At 70.2% G+C, this 23,446-nt stretch carries 20 protein-coding genes; 6 read left to right on the plus strand and 14 right to left on the minus strand.

Annotated features, from left to right (window positions below; all coding sequences use genetic code 11):
* Positions 1-118: 118 nt before the first annotated feature.
* Positions 119-649, minus strand: coding sequence for an alkyl hydroperoxide reductase (locus tag ACZ4D5_RS19320; protein WP_365139077.1), 531 nt, complete (start codon positions 647-649; stop codon positions 119-121).
* A 15-nt stretch (positions 650-664) separates the two neighbouring features.
* A complete protein-coding gene (locus ACZ4D5_RS19325; protein WP_055697876.1) occupies positions 665-1,219 on the minus strand; it encodes a peroxiredoxin in 555 nt (184 codons plus the stop codon).
* A 133-nt stretch (positions 1,220-1,352) separates the two neighbouring features.
* Here ACZ4D5_RS19325 and ACZ4D5_RS19330 point away from each other — a divergent pair, with 133 nt between their 5' ends.
* Positions 1,353-2,306, plus strand: coding sequence for a LysR substrate-binding domain-containing protein (locus ACZ4D5_RS19330; RefSeq protein WP_467773550.1), 954 nt, complete (start codon positions 1,353-1,355; stop codon positions 2,304-2,306).
* Between the two features lie 99 nt (positions 2,307-2,405).
* Here the strand turns inward: ACZ4D5_RS19330 and ACZ4D5_RS19335 are convergent, their stop codons facing one another.
* The 3 genes from ACZ4D5_RS19335 to ACZ4D5_RS19345 are packed head-to-tail and all read right to left on the minus strand — an operon-like array spanning position 2,406 to position 6,024.
* Complete coding sequence (locus tag ACZ4D5_RS19335; RefSeq protein WP_467773551.1) at positions 2,406-4,817, minus strand: FtsX-like permease family protein; 2,412 nt, start codon at positions 4,815-4,817, stop codon at positions 2,406-2,408.
* Positions 4,814-5,500: an ABC transporter ATP-binding protein gene (locus tag ACZ4D5_RS19340; protein WP_467773552.1), complete on the minus strand. Its 687-nt coding sequence runs from the start codon at positions 5,498-5,500 to the stop codon at positions 4,814-4,816. The genes ACZ4D5_RS19335 and ACZ4D5_RS19340 overlap by 4 nt, the downstream gene beginning before the upstream one ends.
* On the minus strand, positions 5,497-6,024 hold the full coding sequence (locus ACZ4D5_RS19345; RefSeq protein ID WP_362343686.1) for a PadR family transcriptional regulator: 528 nt from the start codon (positions 6,022-6,024) through the stop codon (positions 5,497-5,499). The genes ACZ4D5_RS19340 and ACZ4D5_RS19345 overlap by 4 nt, the downstream gene beginning before the upstream one ends.
* A 237-nt stretch (positions 6,025-6,261) precedes the next feature.
* On the opposite strand from ACZ4D5_RS19345, the gene ACZ4D5_RS19350 reads away from it, so the two are divergent.
* Positions 6,262-8,541 carry a transglycosylase domain-containing protein gene (locus ACZ4D5_RS19350; RefSeq protein ID WP_467773553.1) on the plus strand — a complete coding sequence of 760 codons (2,280 nt, stop codon included), beginning with the start codon at positions 6,262-6,264 and terminating at the stop codon, positions 8,539-8,541.
* 106 nt (positions 8,542-8,647) lie between these two features.
* Here the strand turns inward: ACZ4D5_RS19350 and ACZ4D5_RS19355 are convergent, their stop codons facing one another.
* The 5 genes from ACZ4D5_RS19355 to ACZ4D5_RS19375 all read right to left on the minus strand — a co-directional run bounded on the left by ACZ4D5_RS19355 (position 8,648) and on the right by ACZ4D5_RS19375 (position 15,227).
* Positions 8,648-10,093: a catalase gene (locus ACZ4D5_RS19355; protein WP_467773554.1), complete on the minus strand. Its 1,446-nt coding sequence runs from the start codon at positions 10,091-10,093 to the stop codon at positions 8,648-8,650.
* An 82-nt stretch (positions 10,094-10,175) separates the two neighbouring features.
* Entirely contained in the window at positions 10,176-12,215 is a 2,040-nt protein-coding gene (locus ACZ4D5_RS19360; protein WP_467773555.1) for an ATP-binding SpoIIE family protein phosphatase, read from the minus strand.
* A 62-nt stretch (positions 12,216-12,277) separates the two neighbouring features.
* On the minus strand, positions 12,278-12,919 hold the full coding sequence (locus ACZ4D5_RS19365) for a class I SAM-dependent methyltransferase (RefSeq protein WP_467773556.1): 642 nt from the start codon (positions 12,917-12,919) through the stop codon (positions 12,278-12,280).
* A 116-nt stretch (positions 12,920-13,035) separates the two neighbouring features.
* Entirely contained in the window at positions 13,036-13,722 is a 687-nt protein-coding gene (gene fomD, locus ACZ4D5_RS19370; protein ID WP_467773557.1) for a cytidylyl-2-hydroxypropylphosphonate hydrolase, read from the minus strand.
* 92 nt (positions 13,723-13,814) lie between these two features.
* Positions 13,815-15,227: a class II fumarate hydratase gene (locus ACZ4D5_RS19375; protein WP_467773558.1), complete on the minus strand. Its 1,413-nt coding sequence runs from the start codon at positions 15,225-15,227 to the stop codon at positions 13,815-13,817.
* A 122-nt stretch (positions 15,228-15,349) separates the two neighbouring features.
* Between ACZ4D5_RS19375 and ACZ4D5_RS19380 the strand changes: the two genes are divergently transcribed.
* The gene (locus ACZ4D5_RS19380; RefSeq protein ID WP_467773559.1) at positions 15,350-16,897 is read left to right on the plus strand and encodes a ricin-type beta-trefoil lectin domain protein; all 1,548 of its coding nucleotides are present in this window, start codon (positions 15,350-15,352) and stop codon (positions 16,895-16,897) included.
* Positions 16,898-16,913: 16 nt separating this feature from the next.
* Positions 16,914-17,756: a trypsin-like serine peptidase gene (locus ACZ4D5_RS19385; RefSeq protein ID WP_467773560.1), complete on the plus strand. Its 843-nt coding sequence runs from the start codon at positions 16,914-16,916 to the stop codon at positions 17,754-17,756.
* An 8-nt stretch (positions 17,757-17,764) separates the two neighbouring features.
* Here the strand turns inward: ACZ4D5_RS19385 and ACZ4D5_RS19390 are convergent, their stop codons facing one another.
* The 3 genes from ACZ4D5_RS19390 to ACZ4D5_RS19400 all read right to left on the minus strand — a co-directional run bounded on the left by ACZ4D5_RS19390 (position 17,765) and on the right by ACZ4D5_RS19400 (position 21,682).
* On the minus strand, positions 17,765-19,165 hold the full coding sequence (locus tag ACZ4D5_RS19390; RefSeq protein ID WP_467773561.1) for a hypothetical protein: 1,401 nt from the start codon (positions 19,163-19,165) through the stop codon (positions 17,765-17,767).
* Positions 19,158-19,925 carry a hypothetical protein gene (locus tag ACZ4D5_RS19395; RefSeq protein ID WP_467773562.1) on the minus strand — a complete coding sequence of 256 codons (768 nt, stop codon included), beginning with the start codon at positions 19,923-19,925 and terminating at the stop codon, positions 19,158-19,160. The genes ACZ4D5_RS19390 and ACZ4D5_RS19395 overlap by 8 nt, the downstream gene beginning before the upstream one ends.
* Positions 19,926-20,014: 89 nt before the next feature.
* Positions 20,015-21,682, minus strand: a complete 1,668-nt coding sequence (locus ACZ4D5_RS19400; RefSeq protein ID WP_467773563.1) for a fumarate hydratase — start codon at positions 21,680-21,682, stop codon at positions 20,015-20,017.
* A gap of 167 nt (positions 21,683-21,849) precedes the next feature.
* Here ACZ4D5_RS19400 and ACZ4D5_RS19405 point away from each other — a divergent pair, with 167 nt between their 5' ends.
* Complete coding sequence (locus ACZ4D5_RS19405; RefSeq protein WP_467773564.1) at positions 21,850-22,536, plus strand: DUF1707 SHOCT-like domain-containing protein; 687 nt, start codon at positions 21,850-21,852, stop codon at positions 22,534-22,536.
* Between the two features lie 125 nt (positions 22,537-22,661).
* Positions 22,662-23,069 (plus strand): WhiB family transcriptional regulator, encoded by a 408-nt coding sequence (locus tag ACZ4D5_RS19410; protein WP_467773565.1) that lies wholly within the window; start codon positions 22,662-22,664, stop codon positions 23,067-23,069.
* A gap of 95 nt (positions 23,070-23,164) precedes the next feature.
* Here ACZ4D5_RS19410 and ACZ4D5_RS19415 read toward each other — a convergent pair.
* On the minus strand, positions 23,165-23,446 hold a 282-nt coding region (locus ACZ4D5_RS19415), incomplete at its 5' end, for a fructose-bisphosphatase class II (protein WP_467773566.1).

Raw genomic sequence — 23,446 nt, forward strand, 5'->3', positions numbered from 1 at the left:
GCCGGCCCCCCCGGGGGTCCCGGTGCCCCCGGGGGCGCCCCCAATTTCGGTTCTCCCGCCACCGTACCCGGGGCCCGAACCCCGGGGGGTTCCGGCCCCGCTTCTGTGTCTGTGCGCGTTACGCGAGGACGTCCTCGGAGTCCAGCGTGACGCCGACCGCCTGGATGACCGAGGCGACCTTGAAGGCCTCCTGGATCGTCTCGCGGTCGACACCGGCCTTGCGCAGGACCTGCTCGTGCGAGTCCAGGCACTGGCCGCAGCCGTTGATCGCGGAGACCGCGAGGGACCACAGCTCGAAGTCGACCTTCTCGACACCCGGGTTGCCGATGACGTTCATCCGCAGACCGGCGCGCATCGTCCCGTACTCCGGGTCGGAGAGCAGGTGACGCGTGCGGTAGAAGACGTTGTTCATCGCCATGATGGCGGCGGCCGACTTGGCGGCCGTGTACGCCTCGGGGGAGAGGTTCGCCTTCGCCTCGGGCTCCAGCTCGCGCAGCACCTTCGGGGAGCGGGACGCGATGGCGCAGGCCAGCACGGTGCCCCACAGCTGCTGCTGCGGCAGGTCGCTGTTGCCGATGACCGAGCCCAGGTTCAGGCGCAGGTCCTTGGCGTAGTCCGGTATGGCGGACTTCAGTTCGTCGAGTGCCATGTCAGAAGGCTCCGTTCACTCGCCCGAGAGCAGCGCGACCGGGTCGAGGGTCTCGTCGCCCTTGCTCCAGTTGCAGGGGCAGAGCTCGTCGGTCTGCAGGGCGTCGAGGACCCGGAGGACCTCCTTGGGGTTACGGCCCACGGAACCGGCGGTCACCATCGTGAACTGGATCTCGTTGTTCTGGTCGACGATGAAGACGGCGCGCTGCGCGAAGCCGTCCTCGCCCTCGATGCCGAGGTCACGCATGAGCTCGTGCTTCGAGTCGGCCAGCATCGGGAAGGGCAGGTCGGTCAGGTCCGGGTGGTCCTTGCGCCAGGCGTGGTGCACGAACTCGGAGTCGCCGGAGAAGCCGAGGATCTGGGCGTCACGGTCGGCGAACTCGTCGTTCAGCTTGCCGAAGGCCGCGATCTCGGTCGGGCACACGAAGGTGAAGTCCTTGGGCCACGCGAAGACGATCTTCCACTTGCCTTCGTAGGTCTTGTGGTTGATCTGCTCGAACTCCTTGCCCTTCTCCAGCGAGACACAGGCAGTCAGGTCGAACTCGGGGAACTTGTCACCGACAGTGAGCACACGTACTCCTTGCAGCAGAGAAAATCCCTTTTGGGGAGTTTCCTGTGGGGTTGGACTGATGTCGATGGTGGCACAGGGCGCATTGATTAGGGAAATAGCTAGAGTGGGTCGTGTTGATCGGAGGTGGTTATCAGTGCGAGCCATAAATAGGGGCAAGCAGACCGGGGGCAAGCAGCCCAGCCTGGCGCAGCTGCGCGCCTTCGCCGCCGTGGCCGAGCACCTGCACTTCCGGGACGCGGCCGCCGCGATCGGAATGAGCCAGCCCGCCCTGTCGGGGGCCGTCGCGGCGCTGGAAGAGGCACTGGGTGTCCAGCTCCTGGAGCGGACCACCCGTAAGGTGCTGCTCTCGCCCGCCGGTGAGCGCCTTGCCGTGCGGGTGGGCGCGGTCCTCGGCGAGGTCGAGGCGCTCCTGGAGGAGGCGGACGCGGTCAAGGCGCCGTTCACCGGGGCGCTGAGGCTGGGTGTGATCCCGACCGTGGCGCCGTATCTGCTGCCGACGGTGATCGCGCTGGTCCACGAGCGCTATCCGGACCTGGACCTCCAGGTGCACGAGGAGCAGACCTCCTCGCTTCTGGAGGGGCTCGCGGCGGGGCGGCTCGACCTGCTGCTGCTCGCGGTGCCCCTCGGCGTGCCCGGGGTCACCGAACTGCCGCTCTTCGACGAGGACTTCGTGCTCGTCACGCCGCTCGACCACTGGCTCGGCGGCCGCGAGGGCATCCCGCGCGAGGCCCTCAAGGAGCTGAACCTGCTGCTGCTCGACGAGGGGCACTGTCTGCGTGACCAGGCGCTGGACATCTGCCGCGAGGCGGGGCGCGCGGACGCCCCGGTGACGACGACCGCGGCCGGGCTCTCCACGCTGGTCCAGCTGGTGGCGGGTGGGCTCGGGGTGACGCTGCTGCCGCGTACGGCGGTGCGGGTGGAGACCAGTCGCAGCAATCAGCTGCTGACCGGGTACTTCGCGGACCCCGCGCCCACACGGCGGATCGCCCTCGCCATGCGGACGGGCGCCGCGCGGGCCGCGGAGTACGAGGAGCTGGCCGAGGCCCTCAAGGAGGCGGTACGGCCGTTGCCGGTACGGGTGGTGTGACACCCGCACCGGCAACGGCCGTTGCGATGTCCGCGCCCGAAGGGGCGCGGGGAACTGCGCGACCAGCCGCATCCGGCCCGTGGAGAACGAACCGACCTGCTACTCCGTACGCAACCCCTCCGGCCGCATCATGCGCCGCAGCGGCGGCAGGCTCAGCAGCGTGACGATCGCGACCATCGCGGCGCCCGCCGCCGTCAGCGGCACGAACGACCACCAGTCGGTGACGCTCTTGCCGATCATGCGGGTCATCACCACACCGAGGCCGAGCCCGCCGCCGATCGCGAGGGCGAGGCCCAGGGCGACGGGGATCGCCGTCTGCCACAGGAGCGAGAACCCCATCGACGTACGCCGCGTGCCGAACGCGGTCAGGACCGCCAACAGCCTCTTGCGCTCACGGAGTTGCTCGATCATCGACACCAGCATGGACGCCGCGATCAGCGCCATCGTGGCACCCGCGCCGATCTGCAGGCCGCGCGAGATGGACGCGTACTGCTTGTCGCGGTCGACCGCCTTCAGCGAGTCCACGCCGAGGAACGGGCTGATGCTCGCCGCCGCGTTGCGCACGTACTCCTCGGCGTCCGGCACCTTCGGATCCAGCTTGACCCAGGAGGTCGTCGACGCGTCGTCCAGCTTCTTGATGTCGACGGCGCTCGGCGTGGCGAGGATGCCGTCGATCTTCCTGCCGGAAGGGTTGGTCCGTGCCTCGACGGTGGGCGTGCCCTTCGGCAGCGTCCACAGGACCGGCTTGGCGTGCTTGTCGAAGTCGGGGTCGGGGCCGATGTTGATCGGCTTGCCGGGGCGCGCCGTCTGGTCCACCCAGCTGTTCTGCTCCCGGCTGCCCGTGTGCGAGACGAAGGTGTCGCCGTCCTTGCAGGAGCGGAGTTCCGCCAGCTCGCGCAGGGTCGCGCAGGTGCCGATGGTGATCTCCGTGGTCGGCGTGATGTCGTCGACCTTCTTGCCGCCGGGGCGGGTGACGTACGCCTGCACGGTGCCGATGACCTTCGTGACGCCCTCGGTCCTCGTGAAGTCGTCGATCATCTGCTGGGCGAGGGCGCCGCTGGCGGTCCCGCTGCGGACCGTGAGCTGGGCGCGTGTGGTGTCCTGCCCGGTGACCTGGTTGAAGTCGTCGTGCATGGACGCGAACATCATCTGCAGCGCCACCGCGCCGGCCACCGCGACGGTGATCCCGCTGACCGCGCGGGACGCCGTGCCCGTCGTCAACTGCAGTCTGCGGACCGCGAGTTGCCACGGCACAGGGCCGCCGCGCAGCCGTCCCACGACGGCCTCGACCAGCCAGGGGAGCAGCGCGCTGAGCCCGACCAGGGAGAGCGCCGAGCCCACCGCGATCGCCGTCACGTTGACGGCCTCGTTCCCCATGTCGGGGTCGATGCGGCCGGAGAAGAGCAGGATGCCGATGCCGAGGACCGGCAGCACGAGGCGCCACCACAGGCGCCGCTTGCGCTGCTTGGCGCCCCGGAACACGCCGAGCGGTTCGATGGCGACCGAGCGCAGCGAGATCAGCGTCACCAGGACCGAGCAGACCGGCACGGCCACCGCGACCAGTGCCACCAGGCCGGCCGACGGCACCATGTCGGACGGGTAGGCGCTGACGTTCGTCAGGTCGACCACGCCCACCAACTCCCGCAGGAGCAGGAAGAGCACGGCGCCCGCGGCGAGCCCGAGGACCGCGCCGAACAGTGCCTCGCCCGCCGCGATCCTGCGCACCGCGCGGGCGTCCGCGCCGACCAGGCGCAGGGCCGCGAGGCGCCGGTCGCGCCGGTCGCCGCCGAACCGCACGGCCGTGCCGATGAAGATCGCCACCGGGGTGAGGAGCACGACGCAGATCAGGACGACGAGGGCCATCAGGAACGGGTCGAGGGGGAGCGAGTTGTCCTGCCCGAACCGTTCGACGCGGTAGCTGGTGCCCTCCGCGCTGATCTTGTCGGTGCCCGCGTAGTAGTAGAGCTCCAGCGGCGAGACGAGGCCCGCCTCGCCGATGGTGCCGGTCACGCGGAAGTCGCTGAAGCGCTCCTTGAACAGCTTGTTCGCCGGGTCGTCCAGCAGATCGCGCAGCGCGGGCGAGACGACCATCTCGCCGGGCGCCGGGATCTTGTCGAGACCCGGCGGCAGCACCGGGCTGTTTCCTTCGGCGCGCACGAAGATGCCGGTCGCGCTCTTCCCGTGGAAGGTGGTGCCGGTGTTGCGCATCACCAGCGTCGACTCGGTCCTCTTGACCGGCTTGCCGTCGAGCGCGGACTGCGGAGTGCGGGCGACCGAGCGGTCGTCGCGGTTCTGCAGCATGTTCGGCACCGAGGCGGCGCCGAGCAGCAGCGCGACGCCGAGGCCGACGCCGACCGCGGTCAGGATCGTGCGGATCCAGCCCTCGCGGCCGCCGCCCGCGGCGAACCGTATGCCCATGCCCAGGTCGCGTATCCAGGCGGCGGCACCGGTCGGTGCCACGGCGGTCGGCGCCGCGACCGGGGGCTGCGGGCGCACCTTGGTGTCGCTCATGCGATGCGCTCCATGTCGCGGGACCTGCCGTCGCGTACGACGATCTCGCGGTCCGAGTAGGCGGCCACCCGGGTCTCGTGCGTGACCAGGACGACGGCGGCGTTGGTGGAGCGGGCGGCGTCGGTGAGCATCTCCATGACGCGCTCGCCGTTCAGCGAGTCCAGGGCGCCGGTCGGCTCGTCGGCGAAGATCACGCGCGGGCTCGGGGCGAGGGAGCGGGCCACGGCGACGCGCTGGCCCTGGCCGCCGGAGACCTCGCCGGGCCGCTTGTCGCGCACGTCGGCCACGTCGAGCCGCTCCATCCAGCTCAGCGCGGTGGCCTCGGCCTGCTTGCGCTTGACGCCGTTCATCCGCAGCGGAAGGGCGACGTTCTCCACGCAGGTCAGCTCCGGCACCAGCTGGCCGAACTGGAAGACGAAGCCGAACTCGCTGCGGCGCAGGGCGCTGAGCTCGGTGTCGGACATCCCGGTCAGCTCGCGGCCGCCGTAGGTGATGGAGCCCTCGTCGGGGCGGACGATCCCGGCGAGGCAGTGCAGCAGGGTCGACTTGCCGGAGCCGGAGGGGCCCATGACGGCGACGACCTCGCCGGGGTGGATGGAGAACGCGGCGCCGTCGAGGGCGGTGGTGGGGCCGTACGTCTTGCGAAGTCCGTCGGCCGCGAGAAGAGAACCTGCGGGGGTCATGCGGAGCGCACCTCCTGGGCGAGCTTGCCGAGACGCGCGGCGGCCAGCTCCAGCCAGCGCAGATCGGCTTCGAGGTGGAACAGCGCGTGGTCGCAGATGAGCTGGTCGGCGAGGTCGCCCTTGCGCTTGCGGTCGGTGAGTATGCGCATCAGGCGCAGGTGTTCGGCCCGCTGGACGTCGAGGAGTTCGGCGGCGTCGCGGCCGGTGAGCAGGGCGAGGACGACCTTGGTGTACAGGGTCGACTGGAGGTAGGGCTCCGGCTTCTCCGGGGTGGCGAGCCACCGCTGGACGTCCGTGATCCCGGCCTCGGTGATCGCGTACCGCTTGCGTTCGGGACCACCGCCCGCCTCTATGCCGTCGACCTCGACGAGGCCGTTCTTCAGCAGGCGGGACATGGTCGAGTAGACCTGCCCGTAGTGCAGGGGCTTGTCGTGCCCGAACTTCTCGTCGAAGGCGCGCTTGAGGTCGTAGCCGTGCCGGGGGCCCGACTCCAGGAGACCCAGAAGGGTGTGGCCAATGGACATGAGGAGCACTGTACATGGTGTGTATACGTGCGGTGTATACGCCCTGTGTAGAGCTCACAGGTTCGAGAGCCGGGCAACCTTCTGGGCCCTGTAATCGTCGGTTCCTAAGGGGCAGGTGCTCATTGTCACGTCCGGAAAAGACCGGATCGGCAGGAGTTTGTCCCGTGGTGCGGTGTTAGCTTCATGAGCTGACTCGACGTACGCAGTGGACTAGACGGAAGCGGAGCACTCTCAGTCATGGGCCGAGCCGAAGAACGACAAGCGCGGCAGCGCGGTGCCCGCCGGGCAGCGCGCGGGCGCCCGTCCGGGGGCAAGCCCAAGCGCACCGGTATACGCCGCTTCTTCACCTGGAAGAAGATCCTCGGGACGTTCTTCGGGATCATCCTCCTCGGGATGGGCGCTTTCGTCGTCCTCTACCTCGTGATCGACATTCCCGAGGGCAACGCGGCGGCCAGGAAGCAGAGCAACGTCTACAAGTACAGCGACGGAACGATTCTGGCGCGTGACGGCAAGGTCAACCGCGAGATCGTCGACCTGGACAAGGTCCCCAAGCCCGTCCAGAAGACCTTCGTCGCCGCCGAGAACAAGTCCTTCTACAAGGACGAGGGCGTCGACTTCAAGGGCACGGCCCGCGGCCTGATCAACACGGTGACCGGCAAGGGCAAGCAGGGCGGCTCGACGATCACCCAGCAGTACGTGAAGAACTACTACCTCACGCAGGACCAGACGGTCAGCCGCAAGCTGAAGGAACTGGTCATCTCGCTGAAGGTGGACCGCGAGAAGAGCAAGGACGACATCCTCGCGGGCTACATCAACACCAGCTACTACGGCCGCGGCGCCTACGGCATCCAGGCCGCCGCCCAGGCCTACTACGGCATCGACGCCAGCAAGCTGGACGTCAAGAAGGGCGCCTACCTCGCCGCCCTGCTCCAGGCCCCGAGTCAGTACGACTGGACGTCCGCGACGCCGACCAGCAGGAAGCTGGTCAAGCAGCGCTGGAACTACGTCCTCGACAACATGGTCGAGGAGGGCTGGCTGGACTCCGGCAAGCGGCAGGGCATGAAGTTCCCCGTGCCGGACGAGCCCAAGCCCGCTCCGGGCCTCGCCGGCCAGACCGGCTACCTGGTGAAGGCCGCCGACGAGGCCGTCGAGAACCAGCTCATGAAGCAGGGGCTCACCAAGTCCGAGGCCGAGGCGCAGCTCAAGCTGGGCGGCTACACCATCACGCTCAACATCGACCCCAAGAAGCAGCGCCAGCTGGAGAAGGCGGTCGAGGCGAAGCTCGAGGACAAGCTCGACCGCAAGAAGAACAAGGCGGACGCCCGGGTCCAGGCGGGCGCCGCGTCCGTCGACCCGAAGACCGGCGCCGTCCTCGCCATGTACGGCGGCGAGGACTACGTGAAGCACTACACGAACAACGCCACCCGCCGCGACTACCAGTCGGCCTCCACCTTCAAGCCGTTGATCCTCGCCGCGGCCCTGGAGAACGGCGCCAAGACCCAGTCCGGGCAGCCGATCACCGCGAACACGATCTACGACGGCACCAGCGAGCGCCCGGTCAAGGGCAGCGACGTCGCCTTCGCCCCGCCGAACGAGGACGACGTCAGCTACGGCGACGTCACCGTCCAGAAGGCGATGAACAAGTCCATCAACTCCGTCTTCGCGCAGATGGGCGTGGACGTCGGGATGCCCGAGGTGATGGAGATGGCGGGCAAGCTCGGCATGGACGTCAAGGGCCTGCCCGCGGTGCCCGCCCAGACCCTCGGTTCCATGGGCGCGAGCCCGCTGGAGATGGCCGGTGTCTACGCCACGCTCGACAACCACGGCAAGAAGGTCACCCCGGCGATCGTGAAGTCCGTCGAGCACAAGGACAACACGATCGAGATGCCCGACCCGATCGGCGACCAGGTCGTCAAGCGCGGCACCGCCGACTCGCTCACCTCGGTCCTGACCGGCGTGGTCGACGACGGCACCGGCCACGCGGTGCGCAACTCCTCGCAGGACGTGGCGGGCAAGACCGGTACCTCCGACGACAACAAGTCGGCCTGGTTCACCGGCTACACCCCGAAGCTGGTCACCTCCGTGGGCCTGTTCGGTGAGGGCGCCCCCGGCACCCCGGAGCAGAGCAAGCACGTGTCGATGAAGGGCGCGGCCGGCAAGACCCGCGTCGACGGCGGCAGCTTCCCCGCCGAGATCTGGGCGGCGTTCACCTTCGAGGCCATGGGCTCCCCGAGCTCGTTCGACCTCGACACGTCCATGGGCGCGGCCATCGCGCCGCCGGCGGAGCCGACGTCGGAGGCCCCGCGGGAGCCGTCGAACACCCCGTCGAAGCCGGAGAAGGAACCGACGTCGAAGCCGTCGACGCCGACCGCGCCGACGACCCCGACGACGCCGACGACCCCGACCACGCCGACGACGCCGACCCCGACGACCCAGCCGCCCACCCAGGAGCCGGACCCGAGCGACTCGGTCGGCATCCCGGAGGACCCGGACAACGGCAGGCCGGGCAGGGACTAGCCGGCACCGGTCCCTCGCCGTACGCGGCCGCCTCGTCGTACGCGCGTGAAGGCGCCCGGAACCAGCAGGTTCCGGGCGCCTTCGGCGTCCGCGGGCGGCGGTTCGGTCAGCCGCCTTCCGACACCTTCCTCGCGACCCTGTCGCCGAGCTCCTTGTCCACGTTGCGCCAGTACTGCAGCGCGCGTTCGAGGACCGGCGGCGAGACGCCGTCCAGCAGATGGCCGCTGATGTTGGACACCAGGCGCTCGCGCTGCGCGTCGTCGAGGACGTGCCTGACCTGTGTGCCCGCCTGGCCGAAGTCGTCGTCCTCGCGGTGCAGCGCGTACGCCTCGCGGACCATCTCGCCCACCACCTGCCAGCCCGCCGGGTCGGGGGACTCCTGCACGGGCGCGGCAGGGCCGCCGTAGGAGTTGGGGGCGTACGGCCGGGCCACGTTCGCCGGCTCGTACCGCATCGGGCCGTCCTTCGCGTACGAACTGATCGGCGAGCGCGCGTGGTTGGGCGGAAGCTGCGCGTAGTTGGGGCCGATCCGGTAGCGGTGCGTGTCCGGGTAGGAGAAGAGCCGCCCGAGCAGCATCTTGTCCGGGGACGGGCCGATGCCGGGCACCATGTTGGAGGGCTCGAAGGCCGCCTGCTCGATGTGGACGAAGTAGTCCTCGGGGTTCTTGTCCAGCGTCATCCGGCCGACGTCGATCAGCGGGTAGTCGCCGTGCGGCCACACCTTGGTCAGGTCGAACGGGTTGAAGCGGTAGTCCGCCGCGTCCTCGAACGGCATGATCTGGACCTTCAGCGTCCAGCTCGGGTGGTCGCCGCGCGCGATCGACTCGTACAGGTCGCGGCGGTGCGCGTCGCCGTCGGAGCCGGCCAGCGCGTCGGCCTCGTCCTGGGTGAGGAAGTCGATGCCCTGGTCGGTCTTGAAGTGGTACTTGACCCAGAACTTCTCGCCGCCGCCGTTGATCCACATGTACGTGTGCGAGCTGTAGCCGTTCATGTGGCGGTACGTCTTCGGGATGCCGCGGTCGCCCATCAGCCACGTCACCATGTGCGCGGACTCGGGCGAGAGCGTCCAGAAGTCCCACTGCATGTCGTGGTCGCGCAGCGCGCTGCCGAAGGTGCGCTTCTGCGAGCGGATGAAGTCCTGGAACTTGATCGGGTCCCGCACGAAGAAGATCGGCGTGTTGTTGCCGACCATGTCGTAATTGCCGTGCTCCGTATAGAACTTCAGCGCGAAGCCGCGGGGGTCGCGCCAGGTGTCGGGGGAGCCCTGCTCACCCGCGACGGTCGAGAACCGGGCCAGCATCTCGGTGCGCCTGCCCGGCTGGAAGAGGTCGGCCTTGGTGAACTGGCTGACGTCGTTGATGACTTCGAAGAAGCCGTACGCTCCCGAGCCCTTGGCGTGCACCACGCGCTCGGGGACCCGTTCGCGGTTGAACTGGGCCATCTTCTCGATGAGGTAGTGGTCGTGGAGCAGGATGGGCCCCGTCGAGCCGACGGTCAGCGAGTGCTCGTCGCTCTCGACCGGGATCCCTGCGTTGTTCGTCGTGTACGTCATGTGCTTCCTCCCAGGGGACGGGGTTCGGGCACACAGGCCAGTGAACTCCGCCGACTGGGTGTCGGCAACATTTAGATGGGGTCTAATTCCGGTTCAGCTCGAACCAGACCACCTTCCCGGTGCTCAGACGGGTCGCGCCCCAGCGCCGGGCCATCTTGTTGACCAGGTAGAGACCCCGCCCGCCCTCGTCCGTGGCGCGCGCCTGGCGAAGGCGCGGCAGCTGCGGCACGTCGTCGCCGACCTCGCAGCGCAGGACGTCGGTGCGCAGCAGACGCAGCGTGATCGGCCGCGAGGCGTACCGCACGGCGTTCGTGACGACCTCGCTGACGAGGAGCTCCACCGAGTCCGTGAGGTCCTCCAGGCCCCAGCGGGCGAGCGCGCTGCGGGCCAGGCGCCGGGCCCGGGACGGCGTCGCGTTCTCCGGTTCGAGGAACCAGTACGCGACGTCGCTCGGCGCGATGCCGTCGAAGCGGGCGGCGAGCAGCGCGATGTCGTCGTCCCGGTCGCCGGGACCGAGCATGTCGAGCACCTCGTCGCAGAGGGCCTCCAGCGGCGGCGGGTGGTCCGGGCCGGTCAACTGGGCGGTGGCGGCGAGCCGTTCGCGCAGCTGCTCTATGCCGGTCCACACGTCGCGCAGCCGGGACTCGACGAGCCCGTCCGTGTACAGGAGCAGGGTCGCGCCCGCGGGGGCGTCCAGCTCCACCGCCTCGAAGTCGACGCCGCCCACACCGATGGGGGCGCCCGGCGGCACCCGCAGGACCTCGGCGCGGCCGCCCAGGTGCAGTAGGACGGGCGGCGGATGCCCGGCGTTGGCGATGGTGATGCGGTGCGAGACCGGGTCGTAGACCGCGTAGAGGCAGGTGGCCATGCGGTCGGAGCCGAGCCGCTGGGCCTGCTCGTCCAGGTGGTGCAGGACCTCCTGGGGCGGCAGGTCGAGCCCGGCGAGGGTCTGCGCGGTCGTCCGCAGCTGGCCCATGATCGCGGCCGAGGTCATGGAGTGCCCCATGACGTCGCCCACGACCAGGGCGACGCGGCTGCCGGGCAGCGGGATCGCGTCGTACCAGTCGCCGCCGACCCGGGCGGTCTCGGCGGCCGGGAGGTAGCGCGAGGCGAGCCGCACGCCGGTCGGGCGCGGCAGCGTCTCGGGCAGCATGGTGCGCTGCAGCTCGTCGGCGATGTACGCCTCGCGGCCGTACAGGACGGCCTTGTCGATGCCGAGCGCGCTGTGCGTGGCCAGCTGGGCGGCGACGAGCAGGTCGTCCGCCTCGAACGCGGGGCGGTCGGGGCGGCGCAGGAACACGGCCGCGCCGATCACCCGCCGCCGGCCCCGCAGCGGCGCGAGGATGGCCCGCTGCCCGGACGGCAGGGTGCGTCCCTCGCCGAGCAGCTCGGGCAGCGCGGCCCGCGCCGCGGGGGCGTCCGCGAAGACCGGGCGCACCCCGCGCAGGACCTCGGCGAGCGCACCGCCGGGCCGCACCTCGCACAGCTCCGCGCTGCCCATCACGTCGGTGATGTCGGGCTGCACGACCTGCAGTGCGGGCAGCGTGCCGCCGCTCTCGGTGTCCGGGTCCTCGGAGCCCTCGTCGATGGAGCGCAGCCGGTCGGTGCGGCGCAGGCGCAGCACCAGCGGCCCCGTGGGCCGCTCGTCGCCGACGGGCAGCGGGTCGCGCAGATAGACGAGGATCGCGTCCGAGAACGTCGGGACCGTGGCCCTGCACAGGCCCATCACGATCTCGTCGAGGTCGATGCCGCGCGCGATGCGCCGGGTCGCGGCGCCCACGAAGCGCAGCCGGTCGCCGTCGCGCCGCATCGCCACGGGCCCCGACCCCGGCGGCCTCGGCTGCCCCGAACGCCGCTCCTCGCCGTCCGGCGGGCCCGCGGCGCCGGCCGCGGTGTGCCCCGGCTGCGCGGGTACGCCGCCCTCCGGCGCGGGGCGCGGCCGGTGCGGGTCGGGCTCGGCGGCGGAGGACTGGGAGTGCTCACCGGAGGGCGGCACGGCTGCGCTGCCGCTGCCCTCCGAGGTCTCGGGGGAACGCAGCAGCGCCCCGCGGGGATCCGCGGGGGCGGTCGGCCGGGCAGCTGGTGCCTTGCGACCCTCGTGGGGGGTGAGGTGCTCCGTCACGCGTTTCGAATCCGTCCGTCCGGGGCTGCGCGCCGTGCGCGCCGTCCAGCGTTGCACGTTGCTCAGCCGCGTCGGCAGTGCAGAAAGACCTGGTGCTCGGGTGGTGCGTCGGTGCTCGCGGGGGCGTACGAGTACGTGTCCTCGCCGGTGATCTCGAAGCCCGCGTCACGCACGACCTGCCGCAGTTCGTCCCGCAGGTAACCGGATACCCGGATTGTGTGCCCCAGGAACGGAATCGCGGCGTCGTCCAGATCGGCCTCGACCATGGACAGCTCCATCAGGCCGCCGGGACGCAGCAGGCCGTGCAGCCGCCGGAGCGCTTCGGGGATCTCCTTGCGCGGCAGCATGAGGAGGGCGAAGAAGCACGCGACGCCGTCGAACCGGCCCACGGATCCCGGACCTTCGGCCCGCAGGTCCGCGATGTCGAGCTGCCGGAACTCGGCTGCCGGGACGTTCTTTCCCGCCAGGGCCAGCATGCCCGCCGAGATGTCGGTGCCGAGGACCGAGTGGCCCGATTCGGCCAGTTGGAGTGCGGTGGGCAGGCCGGTGCCGCAGCCCACGTCGAGGACCCGGGCGCCGGGTCGCAGCCCTTCCGCGAGCCGTCGGCCCGCGGCCAGCTGACCCTCCTTGTGCGGGAAGGCGTCGTCGTAGTGCCGGCCGATGGCGTCAAAGGCCTCTGCCTGGCCCTTGCGGTCCTCGCTCACGTTCTGCCGCCCCTCGATGACTTCCTGTCAGGCACCGCGCAGACCCACGGAGTTGCTGCTGTGCGCCCTTGCGGAGGACGATCCTACGTTTGAACCAAGGGGGCGCATCAAGGGTCTCATGAGGACACATGCGCGGGCGTACGGTCCCAGTCATCCGGAAGGGAGGGTACGACCCAGGACGGATCGGGCCGCCAGTGCTGCCAGCCGTCCGAAAACGGTGCCCCCCAGGCGCTGATCACGTCAAGTGCCGCCTCCCCCGCGGCGCGTACGTCAGAGGCCTTGCCGGCGTCCATCAGCCCCACCCGCAGGGCCTCGGCGAACTCGTCCTCGTCGTGCCAGCGCCAGCTGCGGTCCGGGCGCACGGAGATGTCCAGAAAGTGATCCTCGGAGTCGACGCCGCCGGACCAACGGACGCGCGGCTCCTCCAAGTTCACGTACCAGCTCCTGAACTGCCAGCCCGGCTCCCAGAACAGCCAGACCGACCAGGGCTCGCCGGGCCGCGCGAGCTTGAGGACGCCGGTGCCGAACCAGTGGTCCCTGCGGACCGTGCGGGGCTTGGTGTAGCGGGTCGCGAGCGGCTCCTGGTGCGGGGACGTGCCGTCGGCGAGCACCGGCTTCACGCACTCGGTGCCGGGGGCCATCCACACGGCGAGGAGGTCGTCGCTGTCCCGCACGACGGTGACGGGGCGACAGATGTGGAAGCGGCGCCCGGCGTTCTCCCGGTAGCGCCACAGGATGTGGTCCCCGGGCGCCCACCGCGCCGCTTCGCCATCGGTCGCCGTCGTCCCGTCGAGGTCTGTCATGGACAGATATTAGACGGCGCCGCCGTAAGGGGCCGGTCCGTTGCGGATGGCCGGTCCGTCACGGGGGCCGGTCCGTCACGGGGGCCGGTCCGTTACGGGTGCGTCATCCGCAGGACGTCCAGCGCCTCGTCCAACTGCTCGACGGTGAGGTCGCCCCGCTCGACGTACCCGCCCTCGATGACGACCTCACGGATCGTCCTGCGCTCGGCGAGCGACTTCTTCGCCACCTTCGCCGCCTCCTCGTACCCGATGTACTTGTTCAGCGGGGTCACGACGGACGGCGAGGACTCGGCGTACTCACGGGCGCGTTCGCGGTTGGCGGTGATGCCGTCGACGGTGCGGTCGGCGAGCAGCCGCGCGATGTTGGCGAGCAGCCGGATCGACTCCAGTACGTTCTTGGCGATGACCGGCAGCATCACGTTGAGCTCGAAGTTGCCGGCCGCGCCCGCCGCGGCGACCGTGGCGTCGTTGCCGGTGACCTGCGCGGCGACCATCAGGGCCGCCTCGGGGATGACCGGGTTCACCTTGCCGGGCATGATCGACGAACCGGGCTGCAGGTCCGGCAGGTTGATCTCGGCGAGGCCCGTGCGGGGGCCCGACGCCATCCAGCGCAGGTCGTTCGCGATCTTCGTCAGGCCGACGCCGATGGTCCGCAGCTGCCCGCTGGTCTCGACGATGCCGTCCCGCGCGCCCTGCGCCTCGAAGTGGTCGCGGGCCTCGGTCAGCGGCAGGCCCGTGGCCCGCGCGACCTCGGCGATGACGGCGGCGGAGAAGCCGGGCGGGGTGTTGATGCCGGTGCCCACGGCGGTGCCGCCGAGGGGGAGTTCGGCGAGGCGGGGGAGCGAGGCGCGCAGCCGCTCGACGCCGTACCGCACCTGGGCCGCGTAGCCGCCGAACTCCTGGCCCAGGGTCACGGGCGTGGCGTCCATGAGGTGCGTGCGCCCGGACTTCACGACGTCCGCGAACTCCTCGGCCTTGCGCTCCAGGGCGGCGGCGAGGTGCTCCAGGGCGGGGATCAGGTCGCCGGTGACCGCGCCCGTCGCCGCGATGTGGATCGAGGAAGGGAAGACGTCGTTCGAGGACTGCGAGGCGTTCACGTGGTCGTTGGGGTGGACGTCGCGGCCGAGCCGCTCGGTGGCGAGCGTGGCCAGGACCTCGTTGGTGTTCATGTTGGACGAGGTGCCCGAGCCGGTCTGGAAGACGTCGACGGGGAAGTGCTCGTCCCAGCGGCCCTCGGCGACCTCGGCGGCCGCGTCCGCGATGGCGTCGGCGACGTCCTTGTCGAGCACCCCGAGCCCCGCGTTGACCTTGGCGGCGGCCGCCTTGATCCGCGCGAGCGCCGCGATGTGGGCGCGCTCCAGGGTCTGTCCCGAGACGGGGAAGTTCTCCACCGCGCGCTGGGTCTGCGCGCGCCACTTGGCGTGCGCGGGGACCCGCACCTCACCCATGGAGTCGTGCTCGATCCGGTACTCGCCGGTGCGGTCGTCGCTGGCGTCGCTGGTCATGCCCTGAACCTACCTCTCCGTTCAACCCCGTTAAAAAGTTGAGCACTTGTCTTGTTCCAGGTATTCCCAAGCCTGCTACCCACCAGTAAAAACCCTGGGTAACACCGAACCGGGGAGGCGCAATGAAGCGCATCAGGCGCAGCGGACGGGGCCGGCTGCGATGTTCGTTCGCGGCCGCCGTCGCGATGACGGCCGTGCTCGGCACGGCCGCGGCCGCACCCGCCCAGGCGGCGGACCAGGGGGCGAAGGCGGTGCCGAACGCGACACCGCTCCCGCCCGAGCTGGAGAAGATCCGGGCGGAGGAGGCCACCAAGCTCTACGGCAGCCCGGCCGAGCGCCCCATGGCCGACCGCAAGACCGGCCTGATCTCGCTCGGCGACAGCGAGATCTCCGGTGAGGGCGTCGGCACGTACGAACCCGGCACGGACGGCCCCGACAACTGGTGCCACCGCTCGCCGGACGCCGCGATCCACCGCACCGGCATCCCGGCCGACGTGACGTACAACGTCGCCTGCTCGGGGGCGCGGACCGCCAACATCAGGATCGGTGGCCAGAAGCAGTACGCCGACGAGCTGGTGCAGAGCGACAACCTCGCGATCAAGGCCCGAAACACCAAGATCAAGACGATTCTGCTCGTCATCGGCGCCAACGACGACCTCGACTTCTCCGGGGTGATGACGGACTGCGTCACCCGCTACCTGCTCAGTCAGGGCGCCTGCGCGGGCAAGTACGACGACGGCTGGCAGGCGCGGGTCGACGGCCTCGTGCCCAAGGTCGAGCAGTCCATCCGCGACCTGAAGACCGTCATGAAGGACGCCGGCTACCAGGAGGGCGACTACAAGCTCGTCGCCATGGGGTACCCGAGCCCGATCGGCCCGGACTTCCGCGACAACCCGAATTTCCCGGGCAAGCTGGCCTGCGGCGGACTCGGCTACGACTCCGACACCGAGTGGGGCCGCAACTACGCGGTGCCGACGTTCGCGACCGGCATGCGCAAGGCCGCGAAGAACGCGGGCGCGACCTACCTCGACAACTCCCGTCTCTTCCACGGCCACGAGGTCTGCATGGAGGACACCTGGGCGCGGGGCCTGTACGTCGACCTGACCAACCCCTTCCCGCCGGACTCCAACTCGGTGCGCCAGTCCTTCCACCCGAACGCCCGCGGCCACGCGGCCTTCGCTTCCTGCCTGACCCAGCTCTACAACTCGGGTCAGCGCGAGGCGAGTTGTGCCGACCCCGCGAGCACGGGCAGCGCGAAGCTGTACCCGGGAGCCTGGGACGACGCGTACCAGCCCCTGAAGAACGAGTCCACGCGGACCTGCGTGGACGTCGACGCGTCCAAGAGCCGCAACGGCACCAAGGTCCAGGGCTGGGACTGCACCGGCAACCGCAACCAGACCTGGTGGTACGACGGCGCTCCCGGCGGCCGGCAGTCGCTGCACACCGGACTGACCCAGGACCGCTGCCTGGACGTGCCCGACGGCTCGTACAAGGAGGGCACCGCCGTCACTCTCTGGAACTGCCACGGCGGCGCCAACCAGAAGTTCGTACGCCAATCGGGGACCCTGCGCCCGGCCGCCGACACCGGCCTCTGCCTGGGGCTCGCCGCCCCCAAGGAGCCGCTGAAGCTCCAGAAGTGCAACGGCTCGGCGAGCCAGCGGTTCGCGTAGGCCTTACGTTCGGAGCATGATCTCAGCACTCTCCGTGGTCGCGGCGGCGCTCGTCGCCGCGGCCACCCCCCTGGGCGACACGGGCGCCTCGCAGGACGAGATACGCGCGTACTGGACCCCCGAGGCCATGGCGGAGGCCGTGGCCGCCTCCGCGGACCCGGTTCCCGACGGCGTCTCCTGGGCGTACGGCACCGAGCCCGTCCGCAACGTCGGCCGCCTCTTCATGGAGATACCGGGCGGCAAGAAGGCCACCTGCACCGCGGCCGTCGTCGAGGCCGAGAACCGCAGCGTGGTCGCCACCGCCGCGCACTGCGTGCACCTCCAGGCGGTAGGCGGCTGGATGAAGAAGCTGCTCTTCGTCCCCGCCTACGACAAGGGCGCGCGACCATACGGCAGTTACGTGGCGAAGTCCGTCGCCATAGCCCCGGCCTGGTCCGAACGCGAGGACCACAAGGCCGACTTCGCCTTCGTCACCCTCGGACCCGACGAGCGGGGCCGCTCCGTGCAGAACGTCACCGGCGGCCGCGCACCGTCCTTCACCCCCGTCCCCGGCGAGAAGTCCGCCCTCGGCTACCCCTTCGTGAAGCCGTACGACGGCGAGACCCTGCAGTACTGCTCGGGCCCCACGACTCCCGTGAACGACCAGCGCCTGGTCGGCGGCGAGCAGCTCAAGCCGTGCCGCATGACGAACGGCGCGAGCGGCGGCCCCTGGTACGCCCGCACCGCCGAGGGCAAGGACGTCCAGGTCGGCGTCACCAGCGCCCGCCCCAAGGAGCCGGGCCTGGAGGACGTGGCGTGGGGGGCGATGTTCGACGGCACGGCCCGTGAACTCCACGAGCACGCGGGGCAGTTGAAGTAGCGCCCCGCTCACGTGGCGAAGACGAACAACGTGAACGCGAAGAACAACCCGATCAGCACCGGCCAATAGAGCAGCGTCGGCAGCAGGTTGTCCTTCCACTCCAGGGCACGGATCTTGGTCTCGGAGCCGATGAGGATCGCGTTGGCGAAGATGCCCATGATCACGATGTACTGGGCGATGGCGAAGTACTCCAGATACGTCAGTGACGTGTCGCCCGCGATCTCGCGGATCTGTGTCTGGTCCACGACCACGACGAGGAGCAGTGTCACCGCGAAGGAGATCGCCGTCCACGTGGAGAAGCCGAAGCGCGGATTGCGGGTGTCGTCCTTCGTGTAGACGAACAGCGCGAGGAACATGATCGCCGCGATGAAGAAGGACTGCAGCAGACGGCCCGTCAGCGGCCCCGCCCACTTCCGCTCCATGCCGATGTTGAAGTACAGCTCGGGCGCCGCCACGAACGGCTTGTTCCAGTCGGTCACGCCCTGCGTCATCGTGTAGTTGTGCTGGCCGTAGCTCCAGGCGGTGTAGTACGGCGCCCAGCCGCTGGTCACGATGTCCTGGTCGAGGCCGATCTCGCCGTACTTCCAGGGCGGGTAGGACGCGAAGTCGGGCACCAGGACGTCGTTGGTGAAGGCGGCGTTGGTCCACAGCCGGAGCCAGATGTTCTGCTTGTCCAGCGGGTACTTCTGGTAGTTGAAGTGCTGGCGCAGGGTGAGGTTGAAGTGCCAGCCCTTCAGGCGCTGTCCGGCGGTGTTCACCGTGTCGTACGCCTCGTCGAGGCTGTAGCCGTCGGGCGCCTCGGGGAAGACGACGCCCATGTCCTTCTCGGGCATGCCCTTCGGATAGCGCTGCCAGACGTAGCCGCTGACCTCGACCTCCTGCGGGTCGGTGAACTTGGCGCCCTGGATGAAGACGCCGGTGGGGATCTCCCGGATCTTCACCCCGGGCAGGAGCTTCTTCAGATACGTCTTGCTGTCCTTGTCGTCCATGAGCGGCGTGCCCACGATCGTGTCGGTGACCCGGTCATGGGAGACGATCTGCCACACCGTGCCGATGCCGAGCGCGAAGAGCGCCGCGGCGATCGCCGAGACCAGCGCGCACCGCCTGCCCGAGAGCCGGAACGGCTTGATCAGCGCGATGGCCAGGAAGAGCAGCAGCATGACCGCGCTCGCCAGGAGCGGGGCCCAGCCGGAGCGCTGGGTGTGCCCGACGGGCGCGCCGTCCGCGTCGAAGTAGCGGATCGCGAAGACGACCGTCGCCACCACGGAGAACGCGAGCAGGACGAGGTTGGCGCGGGCCAGCAGGCGCGGCCAGACCCTCTTCTTGACGCCCTGGGCCTCGGCGACCTGCTCGGCGGCCTCGGCCCCGGGCTCCCGCCCGGTCGCCTCCCCGGGGTCCTGCTCAGCCATTGCCGGGCTTGGGCGCGGGCTTCGTGGGCTTCGGCTGCTCCGGCATCTTGAACTCGGGGAGCTTGAAGTCCGGGAGCGGGAACGGCAGGAAGGCCTGCGCGAAGTTCATCCCGAGCCCGAAGAAGATGTCGAAGGCGAGCAGGGACAGGTGCACCATCGACCAGGCGGACTGGAAGAAGATGGCCGCCACGTCGCCGCGCATCCCCGCCTCCTTGAAGGCGCGGTTGTCCGCCTTGAGGAGTTCGATCGTGGACTTGATGTCGTGGCCCTTGGCCTTGGCGCGGCTCAGCGAGCCGCCCGGGATGATCGCCAGGAGGTTGTCGAGGCTCTTGTTGGCCTCGGCCACGGACTCGTCCAGCTTCTTCTCGTCCTTCTCCCCGCCGAGGACGATGCCCGCGAGGTCCGCGGTCGATCCGGAGGCGCCGCCGAACTTGCCGATGGTCCGCCAGCTCTGGGCGAGCCGCTCGCGGTCGCGGCGCGGGTCGTCCTTGATGGTCAGCGGCGAGGTGGGCTGCGGCGTGGGGTCGGCCGTCGGCGTAGGGGTGGGCGTCGGCGTGGGAGCGGTGCCCGGCCAGGTCCACGGCTGCGGGGCCGCCGGTGCGGACGGCAGCGAGGGCAGCGGCGGGAGCACCGGGGCGGCCGCCTGGGGCGTCGGCGTCGGCGTCGGCTCCTTGGGCGCGGCGGACGCGGCGGGGACGAGGGCGAGCGTGCCGCACAGGGCGGCGCTGAGGGCGGCGGTCAGTGCCTGCTTACGGAACATGGCTCCACCCTCAGATACGCGATCACCCTCCGCAATCGGAGACTGCGGAGGGTGATCTGTAAGGGGGAGGGGCCATGGAGGCCCGAGTGTTACGCCAGGCCGGGCCCGCGGACCGGAATGTGCGTGAACGTCGGCTCCGGTGCCGGGTTCTGGAAGAAGTCGTTGCCCTTGTCGTCCACCACGATGAACGCGGGGAAGTCCTCGACCTCGATCTTCCAGACCGCCTCCATGCCGAGCTCCTCGTACTCGACGACCTCGACCTTCTTGATGCAGTCCTGCGCGAGGCGCGCGGCGGGGCCGCCGATCGAGCCGAGGTAGAAGCCGCCGTGGGCGTCGCACGCGTCGGTGACCTGCTTGCTCCGGTTGCCCTTGGCCAGCATGACCTTGGAGCCGCCCGCGGCCTGGAACTGCTCCACGTAGGAGTCCATGCGACCGGCCGTCGTCGGGCCGAAGGAGCCGGAGGCGTAGCCCTCGGGGGTCTTGGCCGGGCCGGCGTAGTACACCGGGTGGTCCTTCAGGTACTGCGGCATCTCCTCGCCCGCGTCGAGCCGCTCCTTGATCTTGGCGTGCGCGATGTCGCGGGCCACGACGAGCGGGCCGGTGAGGGAGAGGCGGGTCTTCACCGGGTGCTGGGTGAGCTCGGCGAGGATGGCGTCCATCGGCTGGTTGAGGTCGATCTTGACGACGTCGCCCTCGTCGGCCAGGTGCTCGTCCGTGGTCTCCGGCAGGAAGCGCGCCGGGTCCGTCTCCAGCTGCTCCAGGAAGACACCCTCCGCGGTGATCTTCGCGGTGGCCTGGCGGTCGGCCGAGCAGGAGACGGCGATGGCGACGGGCAGCGAGGCGCCGTGCCGCGGCAGGCGCACCACGCGCACGTCGTGGCAGAAGTACTTGCCGCCGAACTGCGCGCCGATCCCGATCTTCTGCGTCAGCTCGAAGACCTTCTCCTCGAGCTCCTTGTCCCGGAAGCCGTGGCCGGTCGGGGAGCCCTCGGCGGGCAGCTCGTCCAGGTAGTGCGCGGAGGCGTACTTCGCGGTCTTGAGCGCGAACTCGGCGGAGGTGCCGCCGACGACGATCGCCAGGTGGTACGGCGGGCAGGCGGCCGTGCCGAGCGAGCGGATCTTCTCCTCCAGGAACTTCATCATGGAGGCCTCGTTCAGGACGGCCTTCGTCTCCTGGTAGAGGAACGACTTGTTGGCGGAGCCGCCGCCCTTGGCCATGAAGAGGAACTTGTAGGCGCCGCCGTCGGTCGCGTACAGCTCGATCTGCGCCGGCAGGTTGGAGCCGGTGTTCTTCTCCTCCCACATGGTCAGCGGGGCCATCTGGGAGTAGCGCAGGTTCAGCTTCGTGTACGCGTCGTAGATGCCGCGGGAGAGCGCCTCTTCGTCGCCGCCCTCGGTGAGGACGTTCTGGCCGCGCTTGCCCATGACGATCGCGGTGCCGGTGTCCTGGCACATCGGCAGCACGCCCGCGGCCGCGATGTTCGCGTTCTTCAGCAGGTCGAGGGCCACGAACTTGTCGTTGCCCGAGGCCTCGGGGTCGTCGATGATGCGGCGCAGCTGCGCGAGGTGCGCCGGGCGCAGGTAGTGCTGGATGTCGTGGATCGCCTCGGCGGCGAGCTTGCGCAGCGCCTCCGGGTCGACCTTGAGGAACGTCCGTCCGTCGGCCTCGAAGGTGGAGACACCCTCGGCGGTCACCAGCCGGTACGGGGTGGTGTCCTCTCCCAGCGGGAGCAGATCGGAGTACGCAAACTCTGGCATTACGGCCATTCCTCACTCGGCAGACAGCGGCGCGGCCTCCATTGGCGACGCGCCAACCAGCGTAGAGCGCGCGCAGCGGGCCGGGTTTGTGAGGTAAGGCTCAGTAACCGGCAGTCACTTGTCCACAGGGCTAGTCGCGATCTATCGCGTTTGGGTACGCTGCTGACGTGGACCTCGAAAAGCGCCCCCCGCAGCCCGCTCCCGCCACCGACGAGCCGGGGTCGCTCCGCGCCTCCGACGCCGACCGGGACCGCACGGCGGACATCCTCCGCGAGGCGCTGGCCGAGGGCCGCCTCACCGCCGAGGAGCACGGCGAGCGGATCGACGGGGTCTACCGCGCCAAGACCATGGCCGAGCTGGAGCCGCTGGTCCGGGACCTGCCCGCGGCGCACGGCCACGCGCACGCCGGGGCGCGCGCCCCCGAACCCGCCCCCGCCAGGCCCTCCCCGGGCCTCGTCCCGCCGGTCGCGGACGAGAACCTGGTCGCGGTCCTCAGCAGCTCCGTGCGCAAGGGTCGCTGGCGTGTGGGCCGGCGCACGCACGCGTACGCCGTCTTCGGCAGCGTCGAGATCGACCTGAGCGAGGCGATCTTCGAGCAGCGCCAGGTGGTCATCAAGGCGGTCGCGATCTTCGGCTCGGTCGAGATCCGCGTCCCGGAGAACGTCTCGCTGCGCGGCAGCGGCACCGGCGTCATCGGCAGCTTCGAGGTCGACACGCTCGACTCCCCGGACCAGGACGCCCCCGTCGTCTACGTGGACGGCATGGCGGTCCTGGGCAGCATCGAGGCGCGGCCCAGGCGCGGAAAGCTCATCAGGGACCTGCACCACCAGCTGCGCAAGCACCTCGGACACTGACGGCGCGCGCCCGGCGCGAGGAAGGTGAACTTCCGTACATCGGAACTCAGTGCATAGGCGCGCACACAGCGGGTAGAGGTTGCTGCATCGTCTCTCGCACGCGAAGCCGTCGTCAGGAGTAGACCGTGCTGCAACCGCCGCATCAGTCCCTGCAGGTCGCCGCCGTTCCGGCCGATGGGGCATCCCCTGCACGAGCGAAGTCGAGCGCTTGGGGAAAGGTGCCAGTGCGAGATCGCAACGATGACGCCCCATGGCACACGGAGGCCGTGTGCCGTCGCGACGAGGCCGGACTGTTCTTCGCTCCGTCCAAGGAGCCGACCGCGGCCAGGCTCTCCCGCGAGGAGGCGGCGAAGCGCGTCTGCGCCCGCTGTCCGGTGATGGTCGAATGCCGCGAGCACGCCCTGCTGCAGCCCGAACCGTACGGCGTGTGGGGCGGCCTCACCGCCGCCGAGCGCCGCGTGGTCCTGGCCCGCCGCCGCAGGCGTGACCTGGAGTTGAAGAAGGCGGCGCACACCGTCGCCGCCGCCGGCTGACCGCCGGGGGCACGCGAAAGGGGGGCGCTCCCCGCACGGGGCGCCCCCCTTTCGCGTACGAACCGTCGTGTTCCGCCCGTTCCTTCGCCCCGCCGCTACTTCGCCCGGTCGAAGTCGATGGCGCTGTAGGCGCGGAGCTTGGCGAGTCGGTGGTCGGAGTCGATCTTGCGGATGGTGCCGGACTTGGAGCGCATGACCAGGGAGGACGTGGAGGCGGTCGCGGCGCGGTAGCGCACGCCCTGGAGGAGTTCGCCGTCGGTGATGCCGGTGGCGACGAAGAAGACGTTGTCGCCCTTGACCAGGTCGTCGGTGGACAGCGTGCGGTCCAGGTCGTGCCCGGCGTCGATGGCGCGCTGGCGCTCGGCGTCGTCCTGGGG

This window comes from Streptomyces sp. NPDC025651 (genome assembly GCF_055558735.1).